The organism is Sporolactobacillus shoreicorticis (genome assembly GCF_024125445.1).
In the GTDB taxonomy this organism is placed as follows: domain Bacteria; phylum Bacillota; class Bacilli; order Bacillales; family Sporolactobacillaceae; genus Sporolactobacillus; species Sporolactobacillus shoreicorticis.
Window position 1 is genome coordinate 170029 of record NZ_JAMXWM010000001.1, and the last position, 21442, is coordinate 191470.

At 43.0% G+C, this 21442-nt stretch carries 19 protein-coding genes and 1 pseudogene; 14 read left to right on the forward strand and 6 right to left on the reverse strand.

The window, feature by feature from the left end:
• The first annotated feature begins 254 nt into the window (after positions 1 to 254).
• From NIE88_RS00775 to NIE88_RS00785, 3 genes are all read left to right on the forward strand, one after another.
• On the forward strand, positions 255 to 1679 hold the full coding sequence (locus NIE88_RS00775; RefSeq protein ID WP_253057794.1) for a C69 family dipeptidase: 1425 nt from the start codon (positions 255 to 257) through the stop codon (positions 1677 to 1679).
• 786 nt (positions 1680 to 2465) lie between these two features.
• The gene (locus NIE88_RS00780) at positions 2466 to 3422 is read left to right on the forward strand and encodes a ketopantoate reductase family protein (protein ID WP_253057795.1); all 957 of its coding nucleotides are present in this window, start codon (positions 2466 to 2468) and stop codon (positions 3420 to 3422) included.
• A 162-nt stretch (positions 3423 to 3584) separates the two neighbouring features.
• Positions 3585 to 4478 carry an AEC family transporter gene (locus NIE88_RS00785; protein ID WP_253057796.1) on the forward strand — a complete coding sequence of 298 codons (894 nt, stop codon included), beginning with the start codon at positions 3585 to 3587 and terminating at the stop codon, positions 4476 to 4478.
• A 21-nt stretch (positions 4479 to 4499) separates the two neighbouring features.
• Here NIE88_RS00785 and NIE88_RS00790 read toward each other — a convergent pair whose 3' ends face one another.
• Positions 4500 to 4745 (reverse strand): hypothetical protein, encoded by a 246-nt coding sequence (locus NIE88_RS00790; RefSeq protein ID WP_253057797.1) that lies wholly within the window; start codon positions 4743 to 4745, stop codon positions 4500 to 4502.
• A 242-nt stretch (positions 4746 to 4987) separates the two neighbouring features.
• Here NIE88_RS00790 and NIE88_RS00795 point away from each other — a divergent pair, with 242 nt between their 5' ends.
• Entirely contained in the window at positions 4988 to 5620 is a 633-nt protein-coding gene (locus tag NIE88_RS00795) for an HAD-IA family hydrolase (RefSeq protein WP_253057798.1), read from the forward strand.
• A 290-nt stretch (positions 5621 to 5910) separates the two neighbouring features.
• Positions 5911 to 7044: an iron-containing alcohol dehydrogenase family protein gene (locus NIE88_RS00800; protein ID WP_253057799.1), complete on the forward strand. Its 1134-nt coding sequence runs from the start codon at positions 5911 to 5913 to the stop codon at positions 7042 to 7044.
• 83 nt (positions 7045 to 7127) lie between these two features.
• Here NIE88_RS00800 and NIE88_RS00805 read toward each other — a convergent pair whose 3' ends face one another.
• Positions 7128 to 8150: an LCP family protein gene (locus tag NIE88_RS00805; protein WP_253057800.1), complete on the reverse strand. Its 1023-nt coding sequence runs from the start codon at positions 8148 to 8150 to the stop codon at positions 7128 to 7130.
• 264 nt (positions 8151 to 8414) lie between these two features.
• Between NIE88_RS00805 and NIE88_RS00810 the strand changes: the two genes are divergently transcribed.
• Positions 8415 to 8789, forward strand: coding sequence for an OsmC family protein (locus NIE88_RS00810; RefSeq protein WP_253057801.1), 375 nt, complete (start codon positions 8415 to 8417; stop codon positions 8787 to 8789).
• A gap of 241 nt (positions 8790 to 9030) precedes the next feature.
• The gene (locus tag NIE88_RS00815; protein ID WP_253057802.1) at positions 9031 to 11040 is read left to right on the forward strand and encodes a methyl-accepting chemotaxis protein; all 2010 of its coding nucleotides are present in this window, start codon (positions 9031 to 9033) and stop codon (positions 11038 to 11040) included.
• A 103-nt stretch (positions 11041 to 11143) separates the two neighbouring features.
• Here the strand turns inward: NIE88_RS00815 and NIE88_RS00820 are convergent, their stop codons facing one another.
• The gene (locus NIE88_RS00820; RefSeq protein WP_253057803.1) at positions 11144 to 12121 is read right to left on the reverse strand and encodes a sugar-binding transcriptional regulator; all 978 of its coding nucleotides are present in this window, start codon (positions 12119 to 12121) and stop codon (positions 11144 to 11146) included.
• Positions 12122 to 12371: 250 nt separating this feature from the next.
• Here NIE88_RS00820 and NIE88_RS00825 point away from each other — a divergent pair, with 250 nt between their 5' ends.
• From NIE88_RS00825 to NIE88_RS00850, 6 genes are read left to right on the forward strand one after another with little or no spacing between them, the layout of a single operon-like run.
• Complete coding sequence (locus NIE88_RS00825) at positions 12372 to 13187, forward strand: SDR family oxidoreductase (RefSeq protein WP_253057804.1); 816 nt, start codon at positions 12372 to 12374, stop codon at positions 13185 to 13187.
• Positions 13188 to 13225: 38 nt separating this feature from the next.
• Positions 13226 to 13642, forward strand: a complete 417-nt coding sequence (locus NIE88_RS00830) for a PTS sugar transporter subunit IIA (RefSeq protein WP_253057805.1) — start codon at positions 13226 to 13228, stop codon at positions 13640 to 13642.
• Positions 13642 to 14136 carry a mannose/fructose/sorbose PTS transporter subunit IIB gene (locus NIE88_RS00835; protein WP_253057806.1) on the forward strand — a complete coding sequence of 165 codons (495 nt, stop codon included), beginning with the start codon at positions 13642 to 13644 and terminating at the stop codon, positions 14134 to 14136. Before NIE88_RS00830 ends, NIE88_RS00835 begins: the two co-directional genes overlap by 1 nt.
• 21 nt (positions 14137 to 14157) lie before the next feature.
• Positions 14158 to 14958: a PTS mannose/fructose/sorbose transporter subunit IIC gene (locus NIE88_RS00840; RefSeq protein ID WP_309247004.1), complete on the forward strand. Its 801-nt coding sequence runs from the start codon at positions 14158 to 14160 to the stop codon at positions 14956 to 14958.
• 12 nt (positions 14959 to 14970) lie between these two features.
• Positions 14971 to 15801: a mannose/fructose/sorbose PTS transporter subunit IID gene (locus NIE88_RS00845; RefSeq protein WP_253057808.1), complete on the forward strand. Its 831-nt coding sequence runs from the start codon at positions 14971 to 14973 to the stop codon at positions 15799 to 15801.
• Between the two features lie 43 nt (positions 15802 to 15844).
• A complete protein-coding gene (locus tag NIE88_RS00850; RefSeq protein ID WP_253057809.1) occupies positions 15845 to 17107 on the forward strand; it encodes a zinc-binding dehydrogenase in 1263 nt (420 codons plus the stop codon).
• A 148-nt stretch (positions 17108 to 17255) separates the two neighbouring features.
• On the opposite strand, the gene NIE88_RS22285 is transcribed toward NIE88_RS00850, so the two are convergent.
• Together NIE88_RS22285 and NIE88_RS00855 are read right to left on the reverse strand one after the other, a co-directional pair.
• Positions 17256 to 17390 (reverse strand): hypothetical protein, encoded by a 135-nt coding sequence (locus NIE88_RS22285; RefSeq protein WP_290446235.1) that lies wholly within the window; start codon positions 17388 to 17390, stop codon positions 17256 to 17258.
• A gap of 559 nt (positions 17391 to 17949) precedes the next feature.
• The gene (locus NIE88_RS00855) at positions 17950 to 18549 is read right to left on the reverse strand and encodes a CPBP family intramembrane glutamic endopeptidase (protein ID WP_253057810.1); all 600 of its coding nucleotides are present in this window, start codon (positions 18547 to 18549) and stop codon (positions 17950 to 17952) included.
• Positions 18550 to 19499: 950 nt separating this feature from the next.
• Here NIE88_RS00855 and fucO point away from each other — a divergent pair.
• Entirely contained in the window at positions 19500 to 20663 is a 1164-nt protein-coding gene (gene fucO / locus NIE88_RS00860) for a lactaldehyde reductase (RefSeq protein WP_253057811.1), read from the forward strand.
• Positions 20664 to 20809: 146 nt separating this feature from the next.
• On the opposite strand, the pseudogene tnpA reads toward fucO, so the two are convergent.
• Positions 20810 to 21270, reverse strand: a pseudogene (gene tnpA, locus NIE88_RS00865) (IS200/IS605 family transposase).
• Between the last annotated feature and the right edge of the window lie 172 nt (positions 21271 to 21442).

The following is a 21442-nucleotide window of genomic DNA, read 5'->3' on the forward strand; positions in this document are numbered from 1 at the left end:
AGTTTTAGGTTTTGTGGCCTGCTAACGAGATACCTTTTCGGTAAATTAGTCGTTGGTTTACGATCCGGAATCATGCTCTTGTGTCACGCACTCAGGCCGCGTATTCGGCATGCTTTCTACAGAACTTTTCACTCTCGGTAAAATCAATGGCGGATTTGATGATCTCTGCAATTTTCACATGGGAACGTTTGAGTTAAGATAGGAGTAAGCTTGAATGACTTGCAACTTAATTTTGCGAATAAAGGGATGGCATAATGGAGAATAATTCACACGCGGCGTGTACAACAGTACTGGTCGGCAAAGGCGCGACGCTCGATGGTTCAACGATGATCGCTCGGAATGGGGACAGCTATGAAGTGCTTGTCCCGAAAAAGTTCACGGTGCATCCGCATCAAGTGCTGGAAAAAGAGGAGACCTATGTATCGCCAAGCAACCGCTTTACAATCACTTTGCCAAAGGAGCGCTATCGCTATACGGCGATTCCGGATCGTGAGGAACGTTATGTGACGTTTGAAGATGCCGGAATCAATGAAAAAAACGTCGGTATGAGCGCGACAGAAAGCATTTACGGCAATCCGCGCGTGTTGGGCTATGATCCGCTTGTTGAAAACGGCATCGCCGAAGATTGCATGGTTACGGTCGTGCTGCCCTATATAAATTCGGCGCGCGAAGGTGTGCAGAGACTTGGAGCGATCGTGGAAAAATACGGTGCGGCAGAGTCGAACGGTGTTTTGTTTTCTGATAAGGAAGAGGTTTGGTATATGGAAATTGCGACCGGTCATCAATGGGTTGCTCAGCGTATTCCAGACGATTCTTATGCGGTGGTCGCCAATCAGACGGCGATTCAAGAAATTGATCCCTATGATAAGGACAATTTCTTACTGGCGACGCACCTGATTGAATTTATCGAGAAATATCATTTGAACACAGGTTTTGACACGATCAATTTCCGCAACATTTTCGGACGGCAAAATGTCTTTGATCGGCACTACAATACACCGCGCGTATGGTATGGTCAAAAATATTTGAACCCGGAAATTGAACAGGACCCGATGTCAAACGAGCTGCCATTCCTGCGCAAAGCAAGCCGGAAAATAGCTGTTGATGACATCGCGTATATTCTCGATTCATATTATCAAGAGACGCCTTTTGACCCACTGGGCAGCGGAAGCGAAGCAGAGCGGACCGCATTCCGCGCGATCTCATTGAATCGAACTCAGGATTCGCATATTCTGCAAATCCGTCCCGATGTGCCGGATGCGGTTGCCGGTATTCAATGGGTGTCGCTCGCGGGAACATTCAGTCCCTATGTGCCTTTTTATACAAACATTACATCTGTTCCTGAATCATATGAAGTAACGCCGATGAAACTTTCGCTTTCTTCAGCATACTGGCTCTATAAAACAATCCCGGTCATCGTGGAGCCGCATTACCACGCATTCCTCAAGCAGGTGCTTGATTACAAAGAACATCTGTACAGCAATTTTCTTGGGAAGATCGCTGAAACCGATGAAGCGGCAAAAAATGCGGCTCCTGACGAGGTTGCGGATGTTCTGACCGAGGCCAGCAGCAAAAATGCTGAACTTGCACTGAGTGAAACACGCGATCTCTTACAAGACCTGACCATGCAATCAATGAGCATGTCGAAACTGACATATAATATGGATAAGAATTTATGAAAAACTAAATGTAGTTTGAAAAGGTGCTTCTTAGCGATCGTTAAACCTGATCCTTAGAGCGCTTTTTTGGTAGATGAAAAAATCCGAGTTTCATGATTTAGAGAAAAGCTGTATGAACGACGTGGCCGGGGGATTTTCAATGAACAAATTTTAGTGGACACCAATATAGTTGTCTATGCATGGGATCGATCAAATCATGACAAACAGAGAAAATCAAGGCTCTTGATCGTTTTAAAGGTCAATTATGTCTTTCTGTACAAAATTTGTCTGAGTTTACGGTAATCATGTTAAGACATGGCTGTGATCCTGAATGGGTTCAGCAAATGGTTCGAATGATACACACCTGATGAGCCTACTTATACTGAGACATGAGGATATACTTGTGGCAATGCAGGCAGCAGATCATTATCAAATGCGCTATTGAGACACACAAATTTTGACTGTCGCGCAGTCGAATGGCGCTCGCTCCCTTTTAACAGAAGACAGGCCGACTGGAGAAACAATCGGTGCTGCTACGTTCGTAATCCTTTGGTACAATGGAGGATCGCGAAAATATGAAAGAGAGATGGAACGATTTTTACGCAAACCCAACAGGGGTACGAATGATCGATGCTGATCTTAATACAGGAGACGTAAAAATAGAGTGCCATGCATGATTTTTCCTGAATCTTACCTATTTTTCTTGACTCAATAGCCACTCTTTTTACGTCACTCAATTTAGCGTATGATGGGTATATAGAAAAAAGTTACAGACAAGCTGAGATACAGATGAGTGGAGGAATTGAAATGAAGATTACAGTGATTGGTGCAGGAGCAATGGGGTTCAGATATGGGGTGCTCTTGCAAGAGGCAGGAAATGATGTTGATTTTGTTGAGCCGTGGAAACCCAGCTATCGGGCGATTCGTGAACAAGGCGGAGTTTATGTATCACGTGATCATCAGAATCGGCATTTAGTAGCGGTCAACGTTTTTTTGCCGACAGAGTACACGCAAACACCTGATCTTATCATTTTGTTTACCAAGCAGATGCAATCGGAGGAAGCAATGGAGGCGTGTCGGCATTTTATTGGTGAACACACCTACGTGCTGACGAATCAAAACGGCATCGGTTCGGTGGACGAGATTCGCAAGTATGTTCCTGATCAGCGTATTATCGCAGGTATTGCACTTATTGCGACGGTTCTTAATGCACCGGGCGAAGTGGATTTCATGGGTGTTAAAGGCGCGGCACATACACAGTTGGTAAATGTTACCGAGAAGCCGGATGCGTTCACGCATGAGGTGGTTCGGGAATTTGAAAAAGCGGGCATGAATCCGACACTTCAAACCAATTACATGGGAACCCTGTGGTCCAAGCTGTTGATGAATTCGGTCATCAACACACTATGCACGTTGATGAATATCACAATGGGCGAGTATGTGGCTTATTCTGGGGCGGATGAGCTGTCGCGACGATTAATTGATGAAGGCTATGCTGCGGGGGTTGCGGATGGTGTCAGATTTATGCAAAGTCGCGAAGAGATGCTGCAGATTATCGATCATGAAAGCACGCAGGTCAATCCGCTCCATCATCCGTCGATGTATCAGGATATGGTTAATAACCGTCCGACTGAAGTTGATTATATAAACGGATACATTGTGAAGACTGCAAAGAAGCATGGCTTGCAAGCGAAAAGTCATGAAATGCTCGTAGACCTGCTCCATTTGGCGGAAAGCGCAAAACAATTGAAAACAAATTCTTGAAGAAGATCTCATTAACAAAAAGGCGGTTTCCGTTTGATCGATGGAAACTGCTTTTTTGCGTATATATTTAGTCATTTTTGTCTTGATCTTTCATACGGTAACCAAGTAAAATGAATGAGTAACTCATTAAAACCATGGATAAGCAGAGAGAGGGAGCGGATTGTGCTTATTTTTGTCGATGTGATTTTTCCGGTATTTTTAATTTTTCTCAGCGGGTTTATTCTACAGAAAATCTTTAAATTAGATATCAAGCCGATCTCGACGCTCGCCGTCTATCTGCTGCTTCCGTTTCTTGTCTTTACGATCTTTTATACAACACCAATGAATCTTAGTTTCTTTTATATTGCGGCAACGTCTCTGATTATTATGCTGCTGTTAATTGCTGTCGGTATCATTGCATGCCGCCTCCTTCACTACAGCAAGAGTGAAACAAATGCGTTTTTGCTCTCCACCATTTTTGCGAACAGCGGCAATTACGGGGTTCCGATCATTTTATTCGCTTTTGGGAAGCAGGGCGTGGCCTACGCAATGCCGCTCATGGTCTTTCACGCGATTCTGATGGGCTTTGTCGGTATCTATATTGCGGCAAATGGGAAAGGCAGCGCAAAAATGGCGCTCCGAACTGTTCTCAAGCAGCCGATGAATTACGTTATTCTTCCGGCTCTGCTCCTGCAAATGTTTCACATTCACATTCCCGCTAATTTTATGCAAAGCATCGAACTCGTGAGCAACACCTCGATCCCAATTATTATGATTATTCTTGGTATGCAGTTGGCCAATGTGTCGGTGAACCATATGAATTGGGGTCGGATTGGTCTTGCCACCTTTATTCGACTCATTATATCTCCGGCGATCGCGTTCCTCGTCTGCCTGCTGTTTCCGATTGATCCTCTGCTGCGGAACGTGATCATCGTCATGGCAGCGATGCCGAGCGCAGCAAACACAACCTTATATGCGATTCAATTCAACGCCCAGCCGCAATTTGTCTCTAGTTGCACTCTGATTACAACAGTGATCAGTGCTTTGTCACTAGACCTGCTGCTGTGTTGGATTTAATAACTGCGTGATCTTTCTTTATCAATCTAAATTAGAATTTTCCGGTCTTATTTTATAAGAAGGCTGACAAATTTTGTTGGTTTCGTCTTTATTTATGACAACTTGAATGATTTTCTGGTAAGCTGTATTGAAAAGAATAGAAAGAACATCTCGAACATTCTTGTTCAGTTTGCGGGCGATCTCACCGGAATACAGTGGTCTTTGTTCCTGTTTGAGTAAAGTAATGATATCTGATACTAGTTCGTTTGACGGTTGTAATTGGCGCATCAAAATCAACTCCTTGGCAATATATTAATCTCTATTATCTAGTATTCATAAAAAGAGTAAAAAAATCGTGATGAAAAAGTCATGGTATAAGTCGCTTTTGTGTTGCTTTTCTGTGAAATCAGAATGATGGTCATGGGTCCTTAAGCTTAATTTTCAAAACCTATGGGACTTTGAATTGAAAAACTGCGGATCGAACCCATAATAGATGTTGGTATGAAAATCCATAGATAGAGGTCTTTATCATGCTTAGAGCAATTCTTTTTGATTTTGACGGAACATTGGCAGATTCAAAAGAAGCATTTCTTTCAGCATACAACGAATTGGCTGATCGGCACCATTTCCAAAAAATGACGTTGGCGCGTTTCGATTCACTAAAGTCGCTTTCAATGAAAGAACGCTGCGCGGCACTCGGCATTTCTTTTTATAGAATTCCTTTTCTTGTCGGTGAACTTTCTAAACTGTATCAAAAGTCGCTTCAGCGCATTCCCCTTATGGATGGTGTGGGGGAGATGCTGCAGGAATTAAGCGGCTCCGGCTATACGTTAGCAATTTTGTCATCCAATGAAGAAAAAAACATTCACTCATTACTGGAGATGCATGGATTGAATTATTTTTCGACAGTCATGTGCTCGAAGAAGCTGTTTGCGAAGGATCGGCTGATGCATCGTTATTTGAAGCGCAACCAGCTAACAGCTGATCAGGTCGTTTATATTGGTGATGAAGAGCGGGATATTTTGGCAAGCCGAAAGTGTGGTATTCGTGTCATATGGGCAGCTTGGGGCTTCGACGGAATCGAAAATATTCGAAAAGCGGGACCGAATTTTATTGCTGATTGCCCGGCTGATCTGCTGCGCATTGTCCGTGAACTTTCGTGACACTCTGACTGAATCAAGCGAAATAATTGTAGTTCCTTAAATAAGCTGTTTTTAATGCCTAAAATGAAGCGGAATTATCTTGCGTTGGAGAAAAGGGCGATGAGCGGGACTCATTTCAGCAGTGAATTGTGCAGTTGCACAGTTTTTTTCGTTTTCCTGTTGCTTGTTTTCCGCTTCCTGTGCTTTATAGTGAGATTTAAAGGATGGATCACTGGGGAAGGCCTATTTGGGAAAAATGGATACTTTGCAGACTAATCCGTTGGATCGAAATGAAAAGAGGGTGAACGCTCATGGAAAGCTTTTACTATAAACAACCGGTGCCGATCGATTTCGGCTTCGGAAAACTCAGTAGATTGCCGGATATTCTGGATCAGATGAATGTGGATCGGGGCTTGTTAATCAGCGCACCGTCAATGATGCGGTCCGGGATTGCATCACGTGTGGTGGAGCAGTCGAACGGAAGGATTGTCGGCATTTTCTCAGCAATCCAACCGAATCCGACGGTCCTGAATACGGACACCTGTGCGGCGATGCTCCGCGAATATCAGTGTACCTTTGCGATTGCGCTCGGCGGTGGAAGCGTCATGGATTGCGCGAAGGCAGCATGTTTTGTCGCCGACACTCCATACAGTGCTGCGGATTTTCTTTCCGGTGAGCGGAAGATCGATCATGCAGGTATTCCGTTGATCGCAGTCCCGACAACATCCGGAACGGCCAGTGAAGTGACGACGGCTTCGGTTTTAACGGATACGGAACGTGGAGTCAAAGCATTGCTGGCGAGTGATTATCTTTATCCGGTCTATGCGCTTGTTGATCCGGATTTAACGACGACCTGCCCACCGCAGGTAACGGCTGCAAGCGGGTTTGATGTGCTTGCCCATTCGCTGGAAGCTTATTACGGCAAAAAACATCAGCCACTGACGGATCTTGCAGCGGAACGTGCGGCAAGACTCGTTTTTGATTATCTGCTCACTGCTTATCATGAACCGGGCAATAAGGAAGCACGGGCAAAAATGAGCGAGGCGTCGGTTACGGCAGGACTTGCATTCGGTATTACTCAAACAGCAGCAGCTCATGCCTGTTCCTATCCGTTGACCCAGGATTACCGAATACCCCATGGTGATGCATGCGCCTTCACTTTACCTTCTTTTTGGCGGCTGAACAGCAGCGAAGGTACGGAGGTTGAACGGCTTCAGGCATTCAGCAAACGGCTGGGATTCAAGGACAGTGCGGCGCTTGCTGACCGGATGGATGCGATGAAAAAGGAAATGCAGCTTCATACTACGTTGGAAGAAGCGGGCGTCACTTCCACGGATCTTGATGATTTGGTGGGTAAAAGCTTTGCGCCGAACATGAACAATAATCCTGTTGAGATAACAAAGGAGCGTTTGAAAACGCTCTACCAAAATCTGTCCGAATTCTAAAATCCGAGAACATGCTGCACTCACTGCTCGATTAAAAAGCCGGACCGCGTTTTTTCGCGGTTCGGCTTTTTTGACGATACTCATCAGTTGGAGAAGTATTTTTTAATCGTTGTTTGAAGCTCGTTCTTGTTTAGGATGATTTGACTGTTGTTGGCCTTGAGCAGATCATCATACATCTTTGCGCTCTGGCCTTTAACTTGGCGGTACTTGATCTGTTTTTCCGGATGAAAGTTGCCTTTGACGCCGAGACCGACACTGACCATATCTTCTGTGGACATATTGGTTGCAATCAGAAATTTGGACAGTGAGCGGGAAAGGGCCGGCAGCCGTGTGACGTTTGACGGCTGCATAATTTTTTTGGCGATGCCGATCAGCGCTGCTTGCTGCAGCTGCTGGCGCCCATAGTCGGTGCCGGGCAGTGAATACCGTTCATGGGTAAGCTCGGCGACCATTTCGCCATTCAACTTGTGAACACCGGCCGCAAATGTTTTACCCGAGTTTCTCTTATACCAGGGATGCGTCAGTGTTACCTTAAACGGCACGTTCATTTCAATACCACCGAGTGCATCGACCATATATTGGAGTCCCCAATAGTTGGTTTCGGCATAATAGTGAATCGGCACACCGGTGAGATTAGAAACAGCTTGTACGGCTGAAATAATTCCTTTTTTCTCGCCTTGCTTCACTTGTGAAATATATTGAACACTGGTCAGCTTCGTATAGCCATAGCCCTGCATATATACACGCGTGTCACGAGGAATGCTCAGCATGTTATAGGTGTGATTGTTCAAATCAGCATGGATCAGGACCATGGAATCCGTATGGCTCGCTGCATCTCCTTTCCGAGCGTCAGATCCAATCAGCAGAACATTGAATGTGCCGGCTTTTTCTTTGTAGTTGCCTGTTTTTTTTGAGGAGCCGCCGACAACTGTAAGATTTTTAAAATGGTTTTTTGGTTTGAGATGATGATACTCAAAGAATCCATAAGCGGTTCCTGCGATCAGCAGAAGTGCGAGACTTAGCAAAACAACACGAAGAACGCGGTGACGCTTTTTTGATTTTCTAAGTGTACTTCTCGAGTTACCCGATTCATTTTTTCTAACCATGGTTTTCTCCTTTTAACTGTCGAAATCGTTCGGAAATGAGTAGTGCACGAGGAAGCAACGGCAAGCAACCGTACTGACCCAACCGTTTAACGAACTTCATGCCATTCCAATAGTATAGCAAAATTTCGACTTTTTTTTCAAAGTATGTTGAAAATAAGTTGTTTTTTTAATACGTTGCGTTCCAATGTCTGCTCATATCGATATGATTCCGGCCATACAATTGAATAAACGCAATTAAAGAACGATTTTTCGGAGGCGGCAGATATGGAACTGATTCAACCTTCTGAGACCCTTGAGCTTGTCCATGCACATGGAAATTGGTCAATCAGCCAGGATTCCGGCTTTTCACCGGTGCAGCTCATAGCAGCATCGGCAGCAGCTTGCAGCACGTATGTGTTTGAAAAGCTACTTGATGAACGTGGTATTCCTTATGAACTGAAAAAAGTCTTATTTGATTATCAACTCGGGGTGTATTATCCGAATCCGGTCACGAGAGTCGACGTTCAATTTTTTATCAAAGCAAATGCACGCGTGCGTAACGAAATTGAACATGTATTTTATCAAATTGCAGAAAATTGTCCGGTCATTCAATCCCTTCATCCGCGCATTAAAATTAATGAATCAATTATTTTTGATTGAGAGCCGTTTATTGGATCATTTGCCGCCAATTTGATGAACGTCAGGGTGAAAGCAAGAATTGCTCCCCGAGTTGTTAAATCGGCAAAACTTTTATTCAATTAAATAAACAGATTAAATAAAAATGTTAAAAAAATCACAGTTGATCAAATTATCGTTATAGTAATATGAATTTTTTATTACAAAAGCTCCTTCTGTTTCCGATATATTATTAAGAGCGAAAGGAAGGGGTTTTTATTGAACTATGTCGAAAAAGAAAAAGCGATTTCAGTTTCACTTTGTTAAAATGAATTTGCGGCGCGTATTAATTACTGCGGCCGTCTGTTTTACCATCATTCCGGCAACTATTGTAGGTACATTCTCTTTTATTAATGCCAAGAATGCCGTTACGGCACAAATGGAAGACAGTGCGGAAAATAGCGTAACACTGCTCAATCAAAACATTACTCAGATGGTTGACAAAGAGAAAATAAGATTGGATTATTTAGCCAGCCACGTGTCAACTGCAAGGATGACAAACGGCGAAAATCGCGAAATCCTGAATACACTGTTGTCTCAGCAGCAATCGGACAGCGGGCTTGCTCAAGCCTATGTCGGCGATAAAAAGGGGCATTATGTGTATACGCCGCAGTCGCTGATCAAACCGAATAATTACAATCCTGCATTACGGCCATGGTTTAAAAGTGCGATGGCGAATCCGCACCATATTGTTGTTAACGAACCGTATCAATCGGAATTGGTGAAGGACTATGTCGTGTCCCTGTCGGAAACGACAACAGATGGAAAAGGCGTGGTCGGATTAGATTTAAAGCTGGATGATGTTCAAAAAATAGCTAATAAAGTAAACATCGGTCAAAAAGGCTATGCATTTATTATAAGCCGGGACGGAAAAATTGTTGCCCATCCGAATCTCAAACCTGGTGTTAAAGTCCCTGATGAACAATTACTGAAACATGTAAAACAATCAAGTCACGGCGCGTTTCATTCAGTTTATAAAGGGGTGCGCAAACAAGATGTCTACGTCACGAATGAAAATACAGGATGGATCCTTGTCGGATCACTGCTTCAGAGCGAAGTTGAAGCAAATACAAACGGTATTTTGTGGAACTCCATTATTGTCGGGGGCATAACAGCAGTTATTGCGGCATTGATTGCATTAGCAGCTGTTATGTGGATCATTCGTCCAATTAAAAATTTGATTGGTGTTGCGAAGAAGGTTGCAGATAAGGACCTTACTGATTATGCAAATACGGATGGTTTTGAGGAATTCAAGCATTTAGGCATCGGGTTCAACCAAATGATTGATTCATTGAGTGATGTGTTGTCCCATGTGGATGAAAAAGCGGCCGCACTCGCGTCTTCATCCGAAGAGTTAACTGCTTCAACAGAAGAAAATAAAGCGACATCTGATGAAGTTGCCCACTCAATTCAAGAAATCGCGGCCGGTGCTCAAGACCAAAATAAAAAAGTGGAAGCTTCGAAACAAAATGTTACGGCTATTTATAAAGAAATCGAAAATATTTCAACGAAGGCGGGGACACTGCGTGACAAATCTGATGCGGCGATGGATACCGTAAACAGCGGTAAAATTTCGTTGAACCAAGTAACCGGACAGATTAAAAACATCCGATCAACAAATAAATTGGTCACCGGTGAGCTTAATGATTTGGTGGAAAAGATGGAGTTAATCAGTTATACAAACAGTTTGATTAACGATATTGCCGCTCAGACGCATCTTCTGTCGCTAAATGCTGCGATTGAAGCAGCGCGTGCCGGTGAACATGGCAAAGGCTTTAGTGTTGTTGCGGCAGAAATTCAGAAACTGGCGAATCAATCTTCAGATTCCTCGAAGAAGATTGCTGAAATTGAGGAATCTATTCTGCAAAAGGTTCGCGAACTGGCACAATCCATGAAAACCGGTACGGAGCAAGTGGACCAGGGAATTATTGTTGCCGATGAAGCGACCCAAACGTTTACAACCATTGAGGAGACTGTAACATCTGTTTCAGAAGCGACAAAGGAGGTCAACCGTTCTGTACAAATGATCTCAGGAGCTACTGGCGAAATCGTCGAACGCATCGATGATATTGCTCATTTGTCGGAGACTGCAAGTGGGCTGACAGAAAATGTTTCTGCAGCAGCAGAGCAACAATCCGCTTCCATGGAAGAAGTTGCAAACAATGCGACCAGCCTGTCATCGCTCGCTGATGAGCTGAGACAGATCGCTGCACAATTTGTGATTAACAAGAAATAATTGGATGCGCAGTCCCAATAAAATCAAGGCTGCTTTTCAATTGCCAATCTGATTCTTTTAAAAGAGCCAAAGATCCTGAAAATATGATCTTTGGCTCTTTGCGTTAATTCGTCTGATTTTGCTCTGCTTGCTTCAGCTTCAGTAAACCGGCAGCAGTCTCTTCTGTTGTAATCAATACATTGATATGGCCGCCATTTAATGCGCCAAGGATTCCGGGAATTTTTTCTTCGGATTCTGCCACACCGATTGTATAACGTGTTTTATGCAGAATATCCAGCGGGATTGAAAGTGTTCGATCTGAGAGATGCGTTTGAAGTTCAATGCCGTTCTGATTATAGAACCGGGAGCATAGATCGCCGATCACGTGTGCTGCTTTAAATTTTTCGACGGAACTGTCACTGTAGAACGCGTGCCATGTCGAATGACCGGTACTGTTGATTGATCCTATGCCAACCAACGCAATGCTGATGTTGTTCCACATCGCCGCGATTTCTTTGTAGTATTTGGTCTGCATCCAGTCGTTTTTCATTGACGGTTTTTCAACAATCGCGGGAACATCAATCATTAATGAGCGTCCTTTAAGCTTCTCTGCCGCCTGATAGCAAATCGTATTGACATGAAAGCGACTTTCGAGTTTTCCTGCAGGGCCCCCTACCATAGGGACGCAGAAAATATTTTTATGTTCCTGGGTCGGATCAAGTGCTTCTACCGTGGCGGCGAGGCTGCTTCCCCAAGAAAAACCGATGACATCATTATCCTCCAGAATCGAATCAAGAAAACGTGCGGCGGCCTGGCCGATTGCCGTAAGTCTGACAGTCGTGGGCTGCTGGCGGTCGACAGGAATCACGACCGCTTTTTTTAAATGAAAGGTCTTCTCTAATTTTTCCGCTAATGACAAGTCATTGAGATCGTAGTTAATCGTTATCTTGACGATTCCTTCTTCTCGGATCTTCTTGAGAATACGGCTGATTGACGTGCGGTTGATACCGGTTTTTTGAGCGATTTCATTCTGTGTCAGATTCTGCTCATAATACAGCTGAGCAATTTGAATATATTTTTTTTTCGTTTCCACGTTATCCATTTCATCACCCCATATCGCACAAATGGTCAACGTAATTGAAAATGTGCAAACAACTATTCGTATATTATATTCCAAAATAATAAATTTGTAAAACTAGATATGAAAACGCTTTAAAAGTTAACAATTTTGCAACATATGAACAATTGACAACGCAGTAACTTAATTTATACTAAGAATGTAATCACAAATGATCATTTTAATCACAATTGTGCATATGATTATGAATAAAAATGAATCTGGAGGTTTTATCATGAGTGAATGGCTTGGACTTGAAGGCAAGACAGTGATCGTAACAGGAGGTTCATCTGGAATTGGCAAAGCAGTTGTGGAAACCCTTTTAGAAAATGACGCCAACGTCGTACTTGCGGACTTGCACGAACCGGATCAGGGGCTCTATGACAAGGCAGAAGATAGCCAACTTCTATTTGTGCTAACTGATGTTACTGATCGAGCGAGCGTTGTCAATCTGGTTGCTAAAGCCAAAGAACAGTTTGGATCTGTTGATGTCATTGTCAACAATGCAGGAATTAATATTCCAAGACTTTTAATCGATCCGAATGCAGAAAACAGTAAGTACGAGTTGAGCGATGATATTTTTGACAAGATTGTCAGCATTAATCAAAAAGGTGTTTTTCTTTGCTCACAAATCGCGGGTGGGGAAATGGTCAGGGCAGGAAAAGGGGTCATTGTTAACATGGTTTCTGAAAGCGGTTTAGAAGGATCGGAAGGACAAAGTGCCTATGCGGCTACCAAGGCAGCGATTTACAGCTTCACCCGTTCCTGGGCAAAGGAACTCGGCAAATACAATGTCCGAGTTGTTGGTCTCGCACCGGGTATTCTCGAAAAAACAGGACTTCGCACTCCGGCCTATGAAGAAGCACTGGCTTATACCCGTGGCATTACTGTTGAGCAGCTCCGTCAAGGATATACGAATAAATCGATTCCACTCAGACGCGATGGAAAACTGAAAGAAGTCGCTGATCTTGTCGCATTCTTGAGCTCGGATCGAGCAAGCTATATCACCGGTACGACTTATACTATTGCGGGTGGAAAAACAAGAGGATAAAGCCTCCTGTGAAAACGAAGTGTGGGGAGGTGAATCATATGTACTCAATTGTTGTATGCGCTCATGGCGATCTTGCTGAATCACTGAAAAGATCCGTTGAAATGATTTTCGGAGAAGCGAATAATTTTTACCCAATTCGTTTTGTACCGGGTGAGAACTTAGAAGATATAAAAAAGAAACTGACAGAAACAGTTGATGCCAATCATTTAAAAGATGTGTTAATTTTCACCGACATCTTTTGCGGAAGCCCTTACAATGCTGCCGCTGCTTATGCAATGACTCACAATAATGTTGAACTGATCAGTGGTGTCAGCCTTCCGCTCTGTCTTGAGGCCGTTTCAAATCAGAGTATAAAATCACTTGAAGAAATCGTCGAATGGCTGAAGCAGGTCGTTCCGGACACATTTAAAGTATTGAAGGATGTTTTAAAAGAACAGGAAGAGGAGGACTTCTAATGATTATTCATTTTGCTCGAATAGACGATCGTTTAATCCATGGGCAAGTAACCACGGTTTGGGTAAAAAAAGCGAATGCAAAAAGAATTATCATTGCCAGCGATGAAGTTGCGCATGATGAGATTCGCAAAACATTGTTAAAACAAGCGGCACCGCCGGGAACCAAAGTGAATGTGTGCGAAGTGGATAAGGCAGTTAAGGTTTATTTTAATCCTGTATACCAAAATGAAACCGTTTTCTATTTGTTTACTAATCCAACAGATGTACTGCGAATGATCAAACAGAATGTACCGATCACATCCGTTAATATCGGTGGCATGGCTTATCGTGAGGGAAAAACACAAATAACAAAGGCCGTTTCACTGGGGACTGAAGACGTTGAAGCATTCAAAAAATTAAATGAACATGGTGTCAAACTGGAACTGCGTGTCGTGGACAGTGATACGCCGATCAATTTGATGAAAAAAATCGAAGGATTGTCTTCGGCTAAATAGAAGGGGGCGAAAATTATGGAAATTCAATTATACCAAATCATACTCATCTTTATTTTCTCCTGTATCGCCGGTATGGGCAGTGTTCTTGACGAGTTTCAAACGCACCGTCCATTGATTGCCTGTACAATTATCGGTTTGATTCTCGGCGATATTCAAACGGGCATAATTTTGGGAGGAACATTGGAACTCATTGCTCTTGGCTGGATGAATATTGGGGCGGCACAATCACCGGACTCAGCGCTTGCCAGTATCATTTCGGCGATTCTCGTTATTGTCGGCCATCAAAACATTCAAGCAGGTATTGCAATTGCATTACCGGTAGCTGCTGCGGGGCAAGTACTCACCGTATTCGCGCGTACGATTACCGTGTTTTTCCAACATGCGGCTGACCGAGCTGCGGAAAGGGTGAATTTCAAGCTTCTCGATTTCCTGCATCTGTCCGCACTCGTTGTTCAAGCACTGCGCGTCGCCATTCCGGCGTTGCTGGTTACCGTATTTATGAACGCAGGGAGTGTTCAGCATCTTCTCAACTCAATTCCTGAAGTCGTAACCGGAGGCCTGAATGTTGCAGGGGGATTTATCGTCGCAGTCGGCTATGCGATGGTACTCAATATGATGGGTGCCAAATACCTCATGCCATTCTTCTTTCTTGGATTCATTTTGGCATCGTACTTGAACTTCAGCTTGCTCAGCTTTGGGGCAATTGGCTTGATTGTCGCCTTTATCTATACGCAGCTCAATCCAAAATATCAGGAACGACCGCAAACAACGACCACAGCAGGATCATCAGCGCCGCTTGCTGATGACATGCTTGAGGATTAGGAGGAGATGACGATGAGTGAAACAATCAAAAAGTTAAATAAAAAAGAACTGTTCAATATGTTCGTTCGATCTAATTTTCAGCAAGCATCCTTTAATTATGAGCGAATTCATGCATTAGGCTTCTGTTTTGACATGATTCCGGCGATTAAAAAGTTTTATAAAACCGATGAGGAACGCAGGCTTGCGTTAAAACGTCATTTAGCATTCTTTAATACGACTCCGGCAGTCTGCGGTCCTGTTGTTGGTGTGACTGCGGCAATGGAAGAAGCGCGCTCTGACGGTGAAGCGATTAATGATGGATCAATAAACAGTTTAAAGGTCGGTCTTATGGGACCGCTTGCCGGTGTCGGCGACCCGCTTATCTGGGGGACATTGCGACCGATTACTGCCGCACTGGGTGCATCCTTCGCTCTTAACGGCAGTATCTTCGGACCATTATTGTTCTTCGTCAGTTTTAATCTGGTTCGTCTTGCATTGAAATGGTATGGACTTACTTATGGCTATCGTGCAGGCATGGGAATTGTGAAGGATATGGCCTCGAACACTTTGACGAAGCTTACAGAAGGCGCAGGTATTCTCGGACTCTTTGTCATGGGTGTGCTGGTCACCAAGTGGACTAAGATCAATGTTCCTGTTGTCATTTCACAAACAACCAATCAGGCAGGCGTTAAGTCAACGATGACTGTGCAAGGAATTCTTGATCAACTGTGTCCAGGCCTGCTTGCCCTTGGCCTGACGTTGCTGATGATGTATCTATTGAAAAAGAAAGCAAGTCCGATCTTACTCATCTTCGCATTGTTTGGTGTAGGTATTCTTGGTTACTGGTTAGGTATTCTTAAATAAAAGAAGAGACAAAAAATTGAAAAATGAGAGGGAGAATGAAAAGATGGAAACAACAGCACTCAGATTATATGGAAAAGAAGATTTGCGACTGGAAAAATTTGAGCTTCCGGAAATTAAGTGTAATGAAATTCTTGCTGAAGTTGTGACGGACAGTATCTGCATGTCCTCATGGAAAGAAGCAAAAATTGCAGAGGATCACAAAAAAGTACCCAATGACATTGCCGAAAATCCAATCATTGTCGGACACGAATTTTGCGGAAAAATTGTTAAGGTAGGGGATAAATGGAAGGATAAGTTCGATGAAGGAAGCAAGTTTGCGATTCAGCCGAATCTACAGTTGCCGGATCGACCGGATTGTCCGGGCTATTCGTTTCCATATATAGGCGGAGATGCGACTTATGTGGTGATTCCAAATGAAGTAATGGAGCAGGATTGCCTCTTGGAGTATAACGGGGACACATATTTTGAAGGCTCATTATTGGAACCGTTATCCTGTGTCATCGGCGGATTTAACGCCAATTATCATCTCATTGAAGGAACTTATGATCATAAAATGGGCATTAGGGAAGGTGGAAATCTCCTCATTATGGGTGGAACGGGGCCAATGGGACTTCTGCAAATTGATTATGCATTGCATGGACCAGTTAATCCTAAAAATCTTGTCGTTACGGATCTTTCAGATGAAAAAATCGAAGCGGCTGCCAAACTGTACGCACCTGAAGATGCTAAAAAAGACGGAATTAATCTTCATTATGTAAATATCAGCAAGTATGAAGATCAGGAAACCTATCTTCAATCACTGGTAAATAATGAATCTTATGACGACATTTTCGTGCTTGTTCCGGTAAAGCCGGTGATGACACAAGCATCGCATCTGCTGGCTAAAGATGGCTGCCTGAATTTTTTTGCCGGACCTAGAGATAAGAACTTCTCTGCTGAAATTAACCTATATGATGTACATTATAATTTTACGCATTATGTAGGGACTTCAGGCGGTAATACCGACGATATGCGTGCTGCAATCAGACTTGTCGAAGAACGGAAGGTTAAGGTCGAAAAAGTGGTTTCGCATCTGCTCGGATTAAACGCGGTTGCTGATACGACTCTGACCCTGCCGTCGATTCCAGGAGGTAAAAAACTGATCTATACGCACAAGAATATGCCTCGCAAATCGTTGGAGGAGATTGTCACGACAGATCATTCAGATTCGTTCTATGCTGGGTTAAAAGAGCTACTTGTTCAAAATAATGGTCTGTGGTCAAAAGCCGCAGAACACTATGTTTTGACATATGCCGAAAGCATCTGAAAAAATTGTGTATGGACCGCAGAACTGATTATTGGTTCTGCGTTTTTTTAGCTTGAATTTACACTTTAAGTGCAATACTTAGAAAATAAAAGGGAGCCTTGCTGAGCCAATCCCCAGCTGCGATAGTCAGCCGTGAGTTGAAACGTAATCAGCATGTAATGGCACGTACTCGGCGGTTCATGCCGAAGCCAGATACCATACCCGACGAAAAAAAGGTTACCGCCAGCCCCTGCTCACCAACCCGGCCCTTCATGACCGGGTTCAACAGTTGATTCTCGATCATCAATGGTCTCCCCGAGCAGATTGACCAATGGAAATGCAAGCCGTAACATGATCATTTTTTTCTAAATCGTTGGTATGCACTTTGTTATTTTATGAATAATGAGGCATTTCCGTCACTTAGCAATAAGCCTGATATGTTGCGACAAAGCACTTTCTGAATGATTTTATCCGATTGTCCGGATTTTCGAAACATCTTTTCCTTGTCTTGTCGATCTTGCAAGTTGTCTGAGAAAAGGTGCCTCGAAACAAAGTGTGGCTGAGGTGATTTTAATAACACGGTTATCTCGGGTTAAGCAGGTTGTTTGTATCAGTTCTTTATCTGCCACGAGGCATCCATGTCAACATGATCGCTCCCGGCATCAAGCGGTGGTAACAAATATATTTTAATTCATCGATTGACCAATGGAATAATAAATAAGTCAAGGTTTTTTGTCCATCCTTTTAAATTGTTTTTTAGGTATTTAATTGGACATGAACGCTGAGCGTTTACGCCTACATGGCTGAGTGCACCTCCGAGACGGCTCAGAGAATAATTGAATGGCCCGGCTCAATTCTTCCTCTTAAAACATGATCAATAAGTATGAAACAAAAGATGCTGTACCATTTAGTAGCCAGCTCGGAAAAACTGATCCATCAGCTTTCTTTTCATTAATATTACCGAAAGCATATCCGAAATAGGCGGCAATGATGGCAATGAATAACGCCAAACCAATGCCAAGCGTTCCGATCATAAAGATAAAATAGTAAACACCAAACAAAATTGCTTGAATCAAGTTACCGGATCTGAAGCCATAACGACGACTGAAAATTTTGGTAATGATACTTCGGAAAGCAACTTCCTCGAGTAATGCGGACTGAAAAAAGGCAGCTATGCATGCAGGAATAAGTGCAATTGCGCCAGCATGGTAAAATAAAAGCCTTGTTTCTGCGTGATCCGGAATGAGTACCTGACTAAATGATTTCAACATCGTGTATAGAATGAGGAGGATAATGAAAAAATTGCCGATTTTTTTAGACCAGTGAAATTTCTTTAGGCCAAGCCAATCAGGTAATTCTGCTCCTTGTTTTCGGCCGGTGAATATCCAAACTAAGATGACAAATAAAAATAAGAGAATAGTCTGGGTAATGGTAGTGACCAGCGTACTAAGCAATAATAACATAGAGTTTGACACCCTTCCGCGACATACTTGTCTCATTAAAAGACGATCATAACAACATCATTTTGTTGATGACAAAAAATGAAATGATTTTGCCAAGATTAATAATGAATTTCACATTTTGACAACTCAGATAGTACGTGATTTGCTCGTAAACAGTTAACTATTATTTTAGTAAACATAATAACGTTTTGCAAACCCTTTCTTGATAGAGATTGCAAAATAGACAGTAAGCCGTATCTGTTTGAGCCGTCTATCTATTTCGTAATTAGAAAGAAAAATCAGCTTGCTCTTAATCAGTACTACCAATGAAACTGACCAGCATGAGCTCAGTTTAGGGGATTGTACCAAATGAATACCGGTTTATTAATTCTGAAAAATGGTATTTATATTGCTTAAATAGAACTGATCAACATGATCATCAAAAATGCGTGGGTAACGGGCTTACATGCTTGCCTAGCGTGAAGGTGCAGGATAAAGCGAGAGTGCCACCACTGCGATCTCGATGGCGGGGGTCAGCTTCTTGGGCTTTTAATCAGCAAGCTTTTTATTTTGTCTTTCAAGAGATTCAATCTCGTGAACGACGGCATAATAAACCGTTCAATGATACTTTTTTAATGGTTCTGTTCATATTTTTTTAATTTGGCAGGTTTAGTCTTGGTGACTTTGATCATCACTTCAATCCCAGTCATTCTTAAAGACCTTGATTAAGATTGTAGAGTGCTTGGTATACCTAGCTTTTCTTAAGCAAGCGTATTCAAAAATATTATGTTGGTTGTATGATTAAAAAAATTTGATTTTTTATTTGGAATCGTCCACAATAAGAATGTTGGATAATGATTGATTGCGTGATTTTTTGTTTGATAATCTGCGATTTAACAATAATCGGTGTGATCATTAATTGTCCTTTACAATTAATATTGTGAATTCAATCACATTAGGAGGGGATCGGCATGGTTGTCAGTAGAATGATTCTGAATGAAACATCTTATTTTGGAAACGGTGCCATATTGAAAATTGCTGATGAGATTAGAAAGCGTCAGTTCAAAAAGGCACTTGTTGTTACGGACAAGGATTTAATTAAATTTCAAGTAGCGACCAAGGTGATTGATTTACTTGGTGAAAAAGGATTTTCGTATACCATATTCGATCAAATTGTGGCGAATCCAACGATAGAAGTGGTCCGTGGCGGATTAGCTGCATTTAAAGAGTCAGGAGCAGACTATATTCTAGCCATTGGTGGAGGATCATCCATCGATACCGCCAAAGCGGTTGGAATTATTGCTGCGAATCCTGAGCATGAGGATATTACCAGTCTGGAGGGTGAGCCGGGCACACGGAATCCAAGTATACCGATTTTTGCCGTTCCAACGACCTCAGGCACGGCGGCAGAAGTAACCATTAACTATGTTATCACGGATAAAGCCAATAATCGTAAATTCGTCTGCGTGGACCCTCATGACATTCCGGTGGTGGCTTTTGTTGACAGTGACTTGATGATGGGGATGCCGAAATCACTTTGCGCAGCCACAGGAATGGATGCGTTGACACATGCTATTGAAGGCTACATTACAAAAGGCGCTTGGGAACTGACGGACATGATGCATCTAAAAGCGATTGAAATTGTCGGGCATTCGTTAAGAGATTCTGTTGCAGGGAAACAAGAGGCAAGAGAATCCATGGCTTTGGGCCAGTATATTGCCGGTATGGGTTTTTCAAATGTTGGACTTGGACTTGTTCATGGTATGGCTCATCCGCTCAGCGCGTGGTACAATATTCCGCACGGTGTCGCTTGCGCATCACTGCTTCCGACAATTATGGAATACAACAAGGATTATTCAGGTGAAAAGTATCGGTCGATTGCCATTGCGATGGGGGCAGCGAACGCGCGTGAATTGCCACTTGAGGATGTACGCAATGCGGCTGTTGCGGCTGTTCGGCAGCTTGGAAAGGATGTCGGTATCCCCCAGAATATATCGGAACTTGGCGTGAAAGAGGAAGATATTCTTTCAATTGCCAAAGATGCGTTAGCGGATGTCTGCACGGCAGGAAATCCGAGAACAGCAACCGTTGGTGATATCGTTGAACTGTATCGCTCGCTGATTTCTGATCATTAATGGTAACCGGAATTGAATGCAATCAAAACCACCTTTCAAAAAGGGGGGACTAAGGCAATAAACCTTGGAGTACCGGCCAGCGTCTTAAGGCGCTGGCCTTCACTTTGTTCAGGCTTATTGCGCTTACCCATAAATGGGTGTTTGTACTATTCAGCGATTTCTAAAGGGGTCTCATATTCGCGTACACTTAATTTATCCAGTGCAACATCGTGTTTTTCTTAATCTTGATATTTCTTGATGGTTGCTTCATTTATTCCTACCGTACTCACATAATAACCCTCTCCTCAAAAATGACGATTGCCAAATTTGTACTTTAAGTTTGCATGTTTATCAAACATCATCAACGCACTTTTGTCTTTTAACAAATACCCATAAAACTCGCTACGCTTATCTTAGGCGGTATACTGAACAGAAGGTGTACATGAATCAAGTATCGTATGCTCTTCTAAAATTCCCCCCCTTTATACCGACAGAGCTGTTTCATGATTTCTTGCAAACTTTTCCGATATTGATTGTAGATAATTTTTCGTCTGTACTTTGGTGAAAATACGAAATAATATTTACACAACCATTTGGTGTGGGCTGAACTGTTTGCTTTATTAGCCATTCTAGCGCTTTCTTTCGTGTAGCAATCTTGCCTGAGCACTATATTCTACGAAAAGAAGCGCTTCTTTGTATAATAATAACCTGTTGCTCCCTCCTGCTATGCAGGGGGGATGTTTCGCGCGCTGCGCGTGCTCAACGGACTGAAGTCCATGAATGAAACAAATGGGTTCATT

Coding starts and splice junctions, on each gene's coding strand:
- NIE88_RS00775 (WP_253057794.1), top strand. CDS start 255: ATGGAGAATAATTCACACGCGGCGTGTACAACAGTACTGGTCGGCAAA.
- NIE88_RS00780 (WP_253057795.1), top strand. CDS start 2,466: ATGAAGATTACAGTGATTGGTGCAGGAGCAATGGGGTTCAGATATGGG.
- NIE88_RS00790 (WP_253057797.1), bottom strand. CDS start 4,745: ATGCGCCAATTACAACCGTCAAACGAACTAGTATCAGATATCATTACT.
- NIE88_RS00795 (WP_253057798.1), top strand. CDS start 4,988: ATGCTTAGAGCAATTCTTTTTGATTTTGACGGAACATTGGCAGATTCA.
- NIE88_RS00800 (WP_253057799.1), top strand. CDS start 5,911: ATGGAAAGCTTTTACTATAAACAACCGGTGCCGATCGATTTCGGCTTC.
- NIE88_RS00805 (WP_253057800.1), bottom strand. CDS start 8,150: ATGGTTAGAAAAAATGAATCGGGTAACTCGAGAAGTACACTTAGAAAA.
- NIE88_RS00810 (WP_253057801.1), top strand. CDS start 8,415: ATGGAACTGATTCAACCTTCTGAGACCCTTGAGCTTGTCCATGCACAT.
- NIE88_RS00815 (WP_253057802.1), top strand. CDS start 9,031: ATGTCGAAAAAGAAAAAGCGATTTCAGTTTCACTTTGTTAAAATGAAT.
- NIE88_RS00820 (WP_253057803.1), bottom strand. CDS start 12,121: ATGGATAACGTGGAAACGAAAAAAAAATATATTCAAATTGCTCAGCTG.
- NIE88_RS00825 (WP_253057804.1), top strand. CDS start 12,372: ATGAGTGAATGGCTTGGACTTGAAGGCAAGACAGTGATCGTAACAGGA.
- NIE88_RS00830 (WP_253057805.1), top strand. CDS start 13,226: ATGTACTCAATTGTTGTATGCGCTCATGGCGATCTTGCTGAATCACTG.
- NIE88_RS00835 (WP_253057806.1), top strand. CDS start 13,642: ATGATTATTCATTTTGCTCGAATAGACGATCGTTTAATCCATGGGCAA.
- NIE88_RS00845 (WP_253057808.1), top strand. CDS start 14,971: ATGAGTGAAACAATCAAAAAGTTAAATAAAAAAGAACTGTTCAATATG.
- NIE88_RS00850 (WP_253057809.1), top strand. CDS start 15,845: ATGGAAACAACAGCACTCAGATTATATGGAAAAGAAGATTTGCGACTG.
- NIE88_RS22285 (WP_290446235.1), bottom strand. CDS start 17,390: ATGATCGAGAATCAACTGTTGAACCCGGTCATGAAGGGCCGGGTTGGT.
- NIE88_RS00855 (WP_253057810.1), bottom strand. CDS start 18,549: ATGTTATTATTGCTTAGTACGCTGGTCACTACCATTACCCAGACTATT.
- fucO (WP_253057811.1), top strand. CDS start 19,500: ATGGTTGTCAGTAGAATGATTCTGAATGAAACATCTTATTTTGGAAAC.